This is a genomic window from Gordonia sp. UBA7599 (assembly GCA_002477755.1).
In the GTDB taxonomy this organism is placed as follows: domain Bacteria; phylum Actinomycetota; class Actinomycetes; order Mycobacteriales; family Mycobacteriaceae; genus Gordonia.
Map to the genome: position 1 here is coordinate 18088 of DLKD01000078.1, position 10477 is coordinate 28564.

Consider the following 10477-nt stretch of genomic DNA (forward strand, 5'->3'; position numbering starts at 1 on the left):
CGAGGTGATAAAGTTGCGGGCGGTCGATCGGCGACGGTCACCCGGGGCTATGGCGCAGTTGGTAGCGCGACTCGTTCGCATCGAGTAGGTCGGGAGTTCGATTCTCCCTAGCTCCACCAGAACATGCAGGTCAGAGGGACAAAATCGCGATAGTCGGCCGCGAGGCAACACTCCGAGGCAACAAGGGGTGTCAGTCCTCGCAGGTAGAACGGGAAACACAAAACTCCCGCGAAGGCAACCGACATGGCATCCATCCAGGCCAGAACCCTCACCGACGGCTCCACCACCTACCGCGTACTGTGGCGCCACCAGGGCCGACAACGCTCCCTGACCTTCACCGACCCCGCCTCGGCCGAAGCATTCCGTGGCGACGTCGAACACCACGGCCCCGACGAGGCGCTGCGCATCATCGACGTCATCGACGCACGCGACCGCGACGTCACCCTCACCGAATGGCTCACCGCCCACGTCGCGTCCCTGACCGGCATCCGATCAGGCACCCGCTACCGCTACGAGCGGTTCATCGCCAACGACTTCACCGACATCGGCACCATGCCCCTGGCCGCGATCACCGAAACCACCGTCGGCCGCTGGGTCGCCGGCATGGAAGAACGCAAGCTGTCGGGCAAGACGATCCAGATCAAACACGCCTTCCTCTCCGGCGCACTTAAGGCAGCCGTACGCGCGGGCAAGATCGACCGCAACCCGTGCGAGAACCGCCGCCTGCCCCGCACCGTCCCACAGGAGATGGTGTTCCTCACACGCGACGAGTTCGCCGCGGTCCACACCGCGATCAACCAGCCGATGCTCGCCGACCTCGCGCTGTGGCTCGTCTCGACGGGTATGCGGTTCGGAGAGGCCACAGCCCTCACACCCGGGGACGTCGACCTCGACGCCGCGACCGCGCGCATCACCAAGGCCTGGAAACACACCGGCGCCTACAACCGCGAACTCGGCCCACCGAAGTCGCGGCGATCCGTGCGCACCATCAACCTGCCCGCCCAGGCGTTGGAGATCGCAACCCGCCACGACGACGGCGAGTTCCTGTTCACCAACCACGCCGGCAACCCCGTCACCACCCAGTCGTTCTACAACTACGCCTGGCGCGACGCCCGCAAAGTCCTCCTGGACGCCCACGGCCACGGCAAACGCCCCCGCGTGCACGACCTGCGCCACACCTGCGCATCGTGGATGATCGGCGCCGGCATCCCACTGGTCGTCGTATCACGCCACCTGGGCCACGAAGACATCACCACGACCGCGAACACCTACGGCCACATCGACCGCACCTCCGGCGCCGAGGCGGCCGCCGCGATCGGAAAGATCCTCGGCTAGAACGGCAGGCGCGCCCGCGCCGCACGGCCGGTGTCGCGCTGGGCGCGGATCCGCTGCAGCCGGTGCACCAGCACCGGATCGTGCGCCAACGCCGCCTGGGTGTCGACGAGCTGGTTGACCAGCTGCCAGAAGCGGGTGACGCTCACGCCGAACTCGTCGCGGATCGCATCAGCCTGACGGCCGGGCTGACGGTAGAAACGGCCGGCGAACTCGAGCATCGCCTCCTCAACCTCGGACAGGCCGTCGTGGTGCTCGGCAGAATCCTCGGTAGTCGTCACTGGTGCACGCCCCGCTCGTGTAACTGCTCGTCGATCCAGGCCCGCTCCCGCCCCGACAGCGACCGCACCAACGCCACCAGCACCGGCACATCGACCCACAGCTCCGACGCTACCTCGCAGGTATGACGCGACCACACCAACGCATCCACCAGCGCATCCAGTGCCACCAGGCGCCGCGCCGCGATCACCTCCACCGCGCGTTCCTCCCGCGCATCGGCGGGCACCCCGCGCTCACAGTGCACCGCCTCGTGCGCGATCGTGCAGCGCCGCTGCACCTGCGTCAGCCGCGGATCCATCCAGATCACCCGCCCATCGGTCAGGCCGCGCAGATCACCGGGCAGCCGCGTCCAGATGATGTCGACGTGGGGGAGGTGCTCGCCAAGATGACGCCACGGGTTGAACATGGAGCCATGTCTATGAGGCGCGACGACTGGACCTGCTCAACTCGGCGTTGTCACCGACGGTGCCGTTCTCCGGCACCGAGGGCGGTATCCCAATACAGCAGTCGGTGTGCTCGGTGCCGGTGGAGTCGGATGCGAAACCGGCGCTCAAGCGGATGGCCGCCCGTTCGGAGACGAACTTCCTGCCGTTGGTGCTCGACACGTTCTCCCAGGTGATGAAGGTCGACAACTACCTGGCCAGTGACGGGTCGGCGGCGGGGCCGTGGAAGTGGTGGCAGCGCAACCAGATGGATGCGCGCCAGACCGGGCTGCACCGCTCGGCGCTGCACTACGGCGTCGCCTATGCGACGGTGCTGCCGGCGCTCACCCCGGGCCAGGAGGCTGCTGAGGCCGATGTGTTCTGGCAGCCGTCGTCGCCGCGGCAGATGACCGCGGTGTACGGCGAGCGCATGGTGTGGGATCCCAAGCACGGCGGGCCGATCGACGACGACTGGCCGCTGCACGCGCTGGAGGTCAACGGCAACATGATCCGGCTCTACGACGAGTCGGATGTGCACTTCATCGGTGTGAAGTCCCAACCGCACTCGACACTGGGCTGGACCGACCCGAGCTATCTGCGGGCGGAGAACTTCCAATACATCGAGTCGCGCCACCACGGCATCGGGGTGTGTCCGATCGTGCGCTACCGCGATCGGGTGCTGCTCGACGGCGAGGAGCAGCTCGGCATCATCGAGCCGCTGTTGGCGATCCAGTCGCGCATCAACGAGACCACGTTCGGGATGCTGGTCGCCCAATACTTCGCCGCGTTCAAACAGCGCTACATCATCGGATGGACCGCCAAGAACGAAGACGAAGCGATGCGGATGAAGGTCAACAACGTGTGGACCTTCGCCGACACCGACGTGAAGGTCGGCGAGCTCAACGAGACCGACCTGACCCGCTATATCGAGTCGAAGGACTCCGGGCTGCTCGATATATGTCCGCCATCGGCCAACTGCCGCCGCACGCGCTGGGGTTGACGAAGGTTTCCAACATCTCCGACACCACGCTGGCGGCGTTGGAGTCGGCCAAGGAACGCAAGTCCGACGAGATCACCACGTCGTTCGGCGAGTCCCACGAACAGGCCTTCCGGCTGGCTGCCTACATCGACGGCGACACCACCGCCGCCGCGGATTTCGCGTCGGAGGTGAAGTGGCGCGACGCGTCGGCCCGCTCGTATGCGGCGACGGTAGATGCGCTGGGCAAGCTGGGGCAGATGCTCGGGGTGCCCGATGAGTTCTTGTGGGAGTTCATTCCCGGCTGGACCCGCGAGACGGTGAACCGTGCCGTGGCTGCGCGGCGTGAAGCCGATCCGCTGACCACACTGTACGAGCCACCGCCCGGGGTACCGGAGGAGCCGAGCGGCCCGGTGAGCGATGACGACACCGACGACGCAGCAGGTTAGACAACTCTCGACCGCGGAGTACCTGTACCGCCAGGGCGCGATCACCAAGACGATGGTGGCACTGGCCGCCAAGCTGGTGCGCCAGTTGGGCAGGCCGACGACCGACGATCAACGGGCCCGGTTCGCCCGAGCGGCATACCCGGCCATAGAGAAAGCGCGCCGGCAATCCTATGTGCTGGCGGTGCAGAGCGTGGCCCACACCGCGCCCGGCGTCGAACCGGCACCCTTGCGCCCGTACAGCCCGCAGGCCATCGAAACCGCCCTGGCCGACCTCGACCAGGAGAACACCGCGCGCCGCCAGCGCAGTCGGCGCAGTCATGTGACGGTGAGCGCACCCGATCAGGTGTCGCGCGGCAAGTCGCGGGCCACCGTCACCACCGCGGGGCAGATCGGCGCACGACTGGCCCGTCACGCCGATGCTGCGGGGCGCGAAGCGGTCATCGACACCGCCGAGCGCCACGGTAAGAAGATCGGCTGGGCGCGGGTGCTCTCGGGTGCGGAGAACTGCTCACGATGCGTGATGCTGGCCTCCCGCGGCCCGGCGTACAAGTCCGAGAAGTCGGCGATCATCGCCGGCAAGGGCGTGCGTGCGGGCAAGACGTTCCACGACCATTGCGATTGCCGTGCCGTGCTGGTCCGTGAGGGCGAGGACTGGGACGGCCGCGAAGCGCACGAGCTCTACGAAGACCTGTGGACCGAGGCCACGCGTGGCTACAGCGGTCATGCCGCCGAACTCGCGTTGCGCCGCCAGCTCGACCGCGCCGAGCGCGAGGGCTGGACCCATCAAGAACTTCTGGAGCGCTTGCGCGAGGAGAACAGGTCGGCGCGCGACGACGACGGAACAGATCCCGACACCGGGGGCAACTCTCCGGAAATTCCGGAGAGTTCGGCCGGGCATGCGGCGGTTGCGTACCCCACGCGTATCGCCAGTGCGGCATCGTCGCCTGGCGGACCGCAAGATCCGAACGATCCGAACGGTCCGGGAGGAACCACATTCGGTGATCCCGGCGACGAGGAACGCGAGAGCTACCGTATGACGGCGATCTCCCGCCGCGCCGTCGATACACGGTTCGCTGAGGACCTGGGCGATGTCGTCGACTCCGCGAGGGTGCGCGGCACCAAGAAGGCAAAGCAGCTCGGGGAAGATCTCACCGGGGTCATCACGGGCACTAAAGATGGGGAGTTGACGGACTTCGTCGTCCGGATTAAGGGCAGCGTCGACAGCGAGCTTAAGGTCCGACTCGAAGGGACGATCAAGCGTGCTGGCGTCGAGTACCCCGACGATGATTCGGCCGGATCCATTGTGCGAACCGTGTCGCGCGACGCAGACGGGGACCTGTACGTCGAGAACGTTGGGATGTTTCTCCCTGGATCTGATCAGGATTTCGGATTCGCCACCGCGGTGACGCGCACGTTGGAGGACTACTACCGGCGCAGCGGCGTGAGCTACCTGCAAGTGTTCGCCTCCGATGAGGCCGGTGGATACGTCTGGGCAAAGCAGGGATTCCAGTGGGACGAACGTGGATTGGGGACCTCGATTCAGAGCGTGGTGAATCGACTACGCACAGTTCGAGCCGACAAGTCGACGACCGACTTAGACCGACGCGCACTCGATGCGATGGAGCGGCGACTGATAGACGACGATGGACGCATTCGGCCGATCTATTTGCTCCCCGACCCGAACCTGATTGCGGAAATGGAGTCGGATGACTCGCCGGACCTCGGTAAGCGAGTTATGCTGGGCGCGAGTTGGTACGGCATCAAGCGCTTGTGAGGAGGTGAGCTGACATGGATGGCTCTCTCGACCCAAGAGTGCGTGACTTCCTGCGTCGCAGGGATCTGGCGAGCCAAGCCGCGATCCGGGACTTCTATCGCGATCGGCCTTACCTGGACCCCAATGCTGTTCTTGAAGGTCGGGATGCGCACGAGGGATTTACCGATCAGGATCGCGTCGACTATCGGTCAATGCTCACTGAACTGGACCGTCGACACACCCGCGAGGGTGAAGAACTCGATGCCACCTTGAAGTCCGAAGCTGCCGCATCGGCCCGAAGGGCCAGCTGACCACCCCGTTCCACTGACGAGAACCCCGTAGCCACTGGTTGCGGGGTTTTTCTATACCCGAAATTCTTCCTCCACCCCGGCGGTGGCGGATACACCCCGACACCCCCCCTCGATAGGCCCAGGAGGCCCAGCTAGACACGCTCACACGCACCGTCGCCGACCTGGAGGCGCAGCTGACCGACCAGAAGCGCCGCTTCTGGGCCGCCATCGGCTACATCCGGCGGCTGGCCGGCGAACTCGCCGACATCGCCCCCGAGCACCCCCGCCCCGAGGTGCCCGAGGAGCTGCGCGAATACCTGTAGCGGGCATCCGCCGAAGCCCCCGACTGCCTGATTCTGGCAGACGGTCGGGGGCCTCTTTCTTTGCGCGGTATCGTTGCCTCAGGCAACACGCCACCCCGTTTTCCCAGGACACCGACGATTGACGAGAAGTCGAGTGAGGGCACTCACTGCAGGTCAGGCCGCATTTCTGCAGGTGGGTTCCGAAGTTCGATTCTCCCTAGCTCCACAGATTTTTCACTCATGGCCGACGTTTGCGACCACCATGTGGTCACCAGCGTCGGCCTTGTGCGTTGGCGGCTGCCGAGTCAGAACTTCGGGTTGATCCGCAGTTTGTAGGTGGCATTGGGGCCCAATGTGCAGTTGTAGGACCGCGCCGTTCGATTCGAAACGAGCTTGTCTCCGGCCCGCTGGCAATCCGACGGGGTGCTGAAAGTACCGGCGTCGCGGGTCTCAGGGAACTCTGGACCGTTGCGGTACTTGGGGGTGTTGGGACTGCCGTACTTGGGCCCGTAGTTGGGGCCATAACGGCTGTTGGGGCCACCCGGGTAGGCGTCCGTGGCGGCGGGGGCGACAAGGCCGCCCACGCACAGCGCGCCGACGATGGCGGCGCTGGTGATCGTCTTCATGGGTGCCTCCGTGACGCGAGGTAATCGGACAATTCGCAGGTCCCCAGTGTAGGCGGCGCATCGCAGAGCGTCGACGACGTCCTTATCGTCGGACTGCTCGGACACCCGCCTGCGGACACATAGGCGACTCATAGCTCGGACAGGACTGGCACCAATCCGGGCTTCCTAACGTCGAAGACAGCAGGTTGAAACCGCCTGTATCCGAGAACAACCAGGAGGCCGCACATGCGCCACTATCACGTGAACCGTCGCGACGAGGAATGGCGTCGCCGCCACAACAACAAGCGGCGGTTCCCCAACCCGCTCCCGCAGCAGGGGCACCGTCCGCCGCCGCCCCGCGATCACCGTCGCTAGACCCCGCGCTTCACACCCCTGGATCGGCCCCGCCATTGGCGGGGCCGATCTTATTGGTGCTCAGTGTTTTCGACACGTCGGGTGCGCCCGTCTCACCCGTACAGGCGGCTAATCCGTGAGCGGCAGACGCACGGTGAACACGGTGTCCCCCGGTTCGCTGCGCACGATGATGGTGCCCCCGTGGGCCTTCACCACGGCGTCGACGATAGAGAGCCCCAGCCCGGTGCTGCCGGCCTTGCGCGAGCGCGACGTGTCTCCGCGCACGAATCGTGTGAACACCTCGCCTTGCAGATCTGGGTCGATGCCGGGGCCGTCGTCGGCGACGCGCAGCACGGCGGTGGTGCCGACTGCCTCGACGTCGACGGTGATCGTCGTTCCGGGTGGCGTGTGCGTGCGGGCGTTCGCGAGCAGGTTCACCAACACCTGGTGCAAGCGTGCGCCATCACCGATCACGACCACTGGCTCGTCGCCGACGCGCAGACGCCAATCGTGCTCGGGGCCGGCGACGTGGGCGTCGCTGACCGCGTCGACGGCCAGGGCGGACAGGTCGACCGGCTCCTGTTCGAGTGGACGCCCGGAGTCCAGCCGCGCCAAGAGCAGCAGATCGCCGACGAGGCTGGTCATGCGATCGGCCTCTGACTGCACCCGGCCCATGGCGTGGGCGACCTCGTCGGGCACGTCGTTGGAATGGCGGCGGGCCAATTCGGCGTACCCGCGGATCGCGGCGAGCGGCGTGCGCAGCTCGTGGCTGGCGTCGGCGACGAAATGCCGCGCACGTGTCTCGCTCTCCTGCCGCGCCGTGAGGGCAGCCCCGATGTGGTCGAGCATTCGGTTCACCGCCGAGCCCAACTGCCCGACTTCGGTATTCGGGTCGGCATTCGACTCGGGGACGCGGACCGGCAGCTCGACCTCCCCGCGGTCCAGTGGTAACCCGGCCACCCGTCGCGCGGCAGCGGCCACACGCGTCAGTGGTGCGAGCGCCTGTCGGGTGATGAGCGCGCTGAGCGTCGTCGCGGCGAGCAGCGCGGCCAGCGCGACGGCGGTCATGATCGCCAGAACCGTCCACATGGTGTCGTCGACGTCGGCCGTCGGCAGCGCCGTGACCACGGTGTCGCCCATGGGGGTGACCGACGCGACCGCGCGATATCCGTCGCCGTCGATCGTCGTCGAGACCGGTGCCCGTCCAGGCCCGATCGCCAACAGCTTCTCGACGTCGGCGGCCGACAGCGAACTGCGGCTGCCGTCGGAACCGAGGGCGCCTGCGGAGACGGCGCCACCGGCGCGGCGCACCACTGCGAGCAGACCGGCCGGCTGACCGGGGGAGTCGAGGAATTCCGGACCCGGGCCTTCCTGCTGGCGGGTCCAGCGGCGCTGGTGTCCGGGCCCGAGACCCGGCGGGTGGGGCGGTCGTGGGTTGGCCGTCATCATCGTCGAGCGGTGCGACACCTCGCGCAACTCCTCGTCAACCTGGCCGATCAGGTAATTGCGCAAGGCGAACTCGGTGACCGCGCCGATCGCCAGGCACACCAGGGCGAGCAGCACCACCTGTCCGACGAGCAGCCGCGTGCGCAACGACCAGCGCGCGGGGGACCAGCGCCGTCTCGCCGGGGGTGACGACTGCGGGGGTGCGCTCACCATCGCGTCAGCGGGCCGGTTTGAGGACATAGCCGGCGCCGCGCATCGTGTGGATCATCGGCTCGCGGCCGCTGTCGATCTTCTTGCGCAGGTACGAGATGTACAGCTCGACGATGTTGGAGCGCCCACCGAAGTCGTAGTCCCACACGCGATCCAGGATCTGCGCTTTGGACAGGACACGCCGCGGGTTGTGCATGAGGAATCGGAGTAGCTCGAACTCGGTGGAGGTCAACAGGATCGTCTCGCCGTCGCGGCTTACCTCTCGGCTGTCCTCGTCGAGCACGAGGTCACCGACGACGATCTGCGAGTCCGCGTCGTCGACGGTGATTCCGGCGCGGCGCAGCAGCGCCCGCAACCGCAGCACAACCTCCTCGATGCTGAACGGCTTGGTGACATAGTCGTCCCCGCCGGCCGCGAGGCCCGCGATGCGGTCCTCGACGGCATCCTTCGCGGTCAGCATGAGCACCGGCAGCGACGGGTGCAGCGCACGCAGCTTGAGTAGGACGTCGAGCCCGCTCATATCGGGCAGCATCACGTCGAGGACGACGACGTCGGGGCGCTGGGCACGGGCGGCGGCCAGCGCCGCGGCACCATCGCCGGCGGTCGTCACCGACCAGCCCTCGTACCGCAGTGCCATCGACACCATCTCGGCCAGGACGGCCTCGTCGTCGACGACGAGCGCTGCAATCGGAGAGCCGTCGGCGCGGGTCAGGGATACACGTTGGGGGGTTGTGGCTGCCACGGTCACCAGTATCGACTGTCACGGTGGGGTGAACCTATGGAGAGCCTAGGTGTCAGCTGTGAGGCGACATTCACCGCGATCAGCCTGGTGTTTTGCCCGGAAACCGGTGCAAACGCCAGGCTGATCAGCTCAAGCCCCTGTGACCAATCTCGCCGTCGCCGAATCGGGGGAATGAGGCCTCGCGGGGTAGGGTTGAGACAACTGACAGGCGTCCGCGCACTGTCATGCGTCGTTAGAACGCTTCTTCCCGGCCATTCTCCTTGCGGCCGGTTGACTTCACAACGGCGAACGAATGCGCCCGACCGGGCGTCTTCGCCATCTGCGATCCGCACTGACAATGCGCAGCACACGGGCGTGCCCGTCGTAGCGCCGTGGATCGACCATGCCGGAAAGGCGCTGTAGAAAAATGACCACCACCTTTGCTTCCCTCGGCGTGCCCGAAGCGCTTGTCAAAGCGCTCGCCGCCCAGGGCAAGACCGAACCCTTCCCGATCCAGGCCGCGACACTGGCCGATACCCTCGCCGGCGACGACGTCCTCGGTCGTGGCAAGACCGGCTCGGGCAAGACACTGGCCTTCGCCATCCCACTCGTCGCGGGGTTGAAGGAAATCGGCGTGACCACCCGTCCCGGACGTCCGACCGGTCTCGTCCTCGCGCCGACGCGCGAGCTTGCGACGCAGATAGCCGACACCGTCACCCCGCTCGCCGAAGCCGTGGGCATGTCGGTCACCACGGTGTTCGGCGGCGTCAAGCAGACTCGGCAGGAGCAGGCGTTCCGCCGCGGCGTCGACATCGTCGTCGCCTGCCCGGGGCGACTCGACGACCTGATGAAGCAGGGCATCGTGAAACTCGACGACGTCGAGATCACCGTCCTCGACGAGGCCGACCACATGGCCGACCTCGGCTTCCTGCCGGAAGTCACCGAGATCATGGATCTGGTCCCCGAGGGCGGCCAGCGGCTGCTCTTCTCGGCGACGCTCGATAAGGGCATCGACGACCTCGCGGCCAAATATCTCGTCGACCCGGTCACCCACTCCACGGACGATCCGACCGCCGCGGTGAGCACAATGGAGCACCGGGTGCTGCTCATCGAGCCGAATATGAAGAAGACGTTGACGGCTCAGATCAGTGGCAAGCCTGGCAAGACGCTGATCTTCGTGCGCACCCAGCTCGGGGCCGACCGAGTGGCAAGTCAGTTGCGAGAGAGCGGGATTCTGGCCGGCCCAATCCACGGTGGCCTGAACCAGTCGGTGCGCAACAAGGTGCTTGAAGCCTTCAAGGACGGTCGCCTGGAGGTGCTCGTCGCGACCGACGTCGC

12 protein-coding genes and 1 tRNA gene are annotated in these 10477 nt (G+C 66.6%); 8 read left to right on the forward strand and 5 right to left on the reverse strand.

Translation table 11 applies throughout. The features are described from left to right. Positions 1 to 43: 43 nt before the first annotated feature. A tRNA-Ala gene (locus tag B4L26_RS09595) sits at positions 44 to 119 on the forward strand. 124 nt (positions 120 to 243) lie between these two features. Continuing rightward, entirely contained in the window at positions 244 to 1335 is a 1092-nt protein-coding gene (locus B4L26_RS09600; protein WP_290718379.1) for a tyrosine-type recombinase/integrase, read from the forward strand. Here the strand turns inward: B4L26_RS09600 and B4L26_RS09605 are convergent. Continuing rightward, the gene (locus tag B4L26_RS09605; protein WP_290718381.1) at positions 1332 to 1613 is read right to left on the reverse strand and encodes a DUF3263 domain-containing protein; all 282 of its coding nucleotides are present in this window, start codon (positions 1611 to 1613) and stop codon (positions 1332 to 1334) included. The genes B4L26_RS09600 and B4L26_RS09605 overlap by 4 nt on opposite strands. After that, positions 1610 to 2017 carry a hypothetical protein gene (locus tag B4L26_RS09610; protein WP_290718383.1) on the reverse strand — a complete coding sequence of 136 codons (408 nt, stop codon included), beginning with the start codon at positions 2015 to 2017 and terminating at the stop codon, positions 1610 to 1612. Before B4L26_RS09610 ends, B4L26_RS09605 begins: the two co-directional genes overlap by 4 nt. A gap of 59 nt (positions 2018 to 2076) precedes the next feature. Between B4L26_RS09610 and B4L26_RS09615 the strand changes: the two genes are divergently transcribed. Genes B4L26_RS09615 through B4L26_RS09630 form a run of 4 tightly spaced genes read left to right on the forward strand, consistent with a single transcriptional unit; the run spans position 2077 to position 5522 of the window. After that, a complete protein-coding gene (locus B4L26_RS09615) occupies positions 2077 to 3033 on the forward strand; it encodes a phage portal protein (protein WP_290718385.1) in 957 nt (318 codons plus the stop codon). Further along, positions 3030 to 3458 (forward strand): phage portal protein, encoded by a 429-nt coding sequence (locus B4L26_RS09620; RefSeq protein WP_290718387.1) that lies wholly within the window; start codon positions 3030 to 3032, stop codon positions 3456 to 3458. The genes B4L26_RS09615 and B4L26_RS09620 overlap by 4 nt, the downstream gene beginning before the upstream one ends. Next, the gene (locus B4L26_RS09625) at positions 3430 to 5232 is read left to right on the forward strand and encodes a hypothetical protein (protein ID WP_290718389.1); all 1803 of its coding nucleotides are present in this window, start codon (positions 3430 to 3432) and stop codon (positions 5230 to 5232) included. Before B4L26_RS09620 ends, B4L26_RS09625 begins: the two co-directional genes overlap by 29 nt. 14 nt (positions 5233 to 5246) lie before the next feature. Beyond that, positions 5247 to 5522, forward strand: coding sequence for a hypothetical protein (locus B4L26_RS09630; protein WP_290718390.1), 276 nt, complete (start codon positions 5247 to 5249; stop codon positions 5520 to 5522). A 586-nt stretch (positions 5523 to 6108) separates the two neighbouring features. On the opposite strand, the gene B4L26_RS09635 is transcribed toward B4L26_RS09630, so the two are convergent. Beyond that, a complete protein-coding gene (locus B4L26_RS09635; protein WP_290718392.1) occupies positions 6109 to 6429 on the reverse strand; it encodes a hypothetical protein in 321 nt (106 codons plus the stop codon). Between the two features lie 225 nt (positions 6430 to 6654). On the opposite strand from B4L26_RS09635, the gene B4L26_RS09640 reads away from it, so the two are divergent. Further along, entirely contained in the window at positions 6655 to 6783 is a 129-nt protein-coding gene (locus B4L26_RS09640; protein ID WP_290718394.1) for a hypothetical protein, read from the forward strand. Positions 6784 to 6891: 108 nt separating this feature from the next. Here B4L26_RS09640 and B4L26_RS09645 read toward each other — a convergent pair whose 3' ends face one another. Further along, positions 6892 to 8421: a sensor histidine kinase gene (locus B4L26_RS09645; RefSeq protein ID WP_290718396.1), complete on the reverse strand. Its 1530-nt coding sequence runs from the start codon at positions 8419 to 8421 to the stop codon at positions 6892 to 6894. Between the two features lie 4 nt (positions 8422 to 8425). Continuing rightward, a complete protein-coding gene (locus B4L26_RS09650) occupies positions 8426 to 9130 on the reverse strand; it encodes a response regulator transcription factor (protein WP_290718400.1) in 705 nt (234 codons plus the stop codon). A gap of 436 nt (positions 9131 to 9566) precedes the next feature. On the opposite strand from B4L26_RS09650, the gene B4L26_RS09655 reads away from it, so the two are divergent. Beyond that, positions 9567 to 10477, forward strand: a 911-nt coding sequence (locus tag B4L26_RS09655; RefSeq protein ID WP_290718398.1) for a DEAD/DEAH box helicase, incomplete at its 3' end; no start/stop codon positions are given.

Coding starts and splice junctions, on each gene's coding strand:
- B4L26_RS09600 (WP_290718379.1), top strand. CDS start 244: ATGGCATCCATCCAGGCCAGAACCCTCACCGACGGCTCCACCACCTAC.
- B4L26_RS09610 (WP_290718383.1), bottom strand. CDS start 2,017: ATGTTCAACCCGTGGCGTCATCTTGGCGAGCACCTCCCCCACGTCGAC.
- B4L26_RS09625 (WP_290718389.1), top strand. CDS start 3,430: ATGACGACACCGACGACGCAGCAGGTTAGACAACTCTCGACCGCGGAG.
- B4L26_RS09630 (WP_290718390.1), top strand. CDS start 5,247: ATGGATGGCTCTCTCGACCCAAGAGTGCGTGACTTCCTGCGTCGCAGG.
- B4L26_RS09635 (WP_290718392.1), bottom strand. CDS start 6,429: ATGAAGACGATCACCAGCGCCGCCATCGTCGGCGCGCTGTGCGTGGGC.
- B4L26_RS09640 (WP_290718394.1), top strand. CDS start 6,655: ATGCGCCACTATCACGTGAACCGTCGCGACGAGGAATGGCGTCGCCGC.
- B4L26_RS09645 (WP_290718396.1), bottom strand. CDS start 8,421: ATGGTGAGCGCACCCCCGCAGTCGTCACCCCCGGCGAGACGGCGCTGG.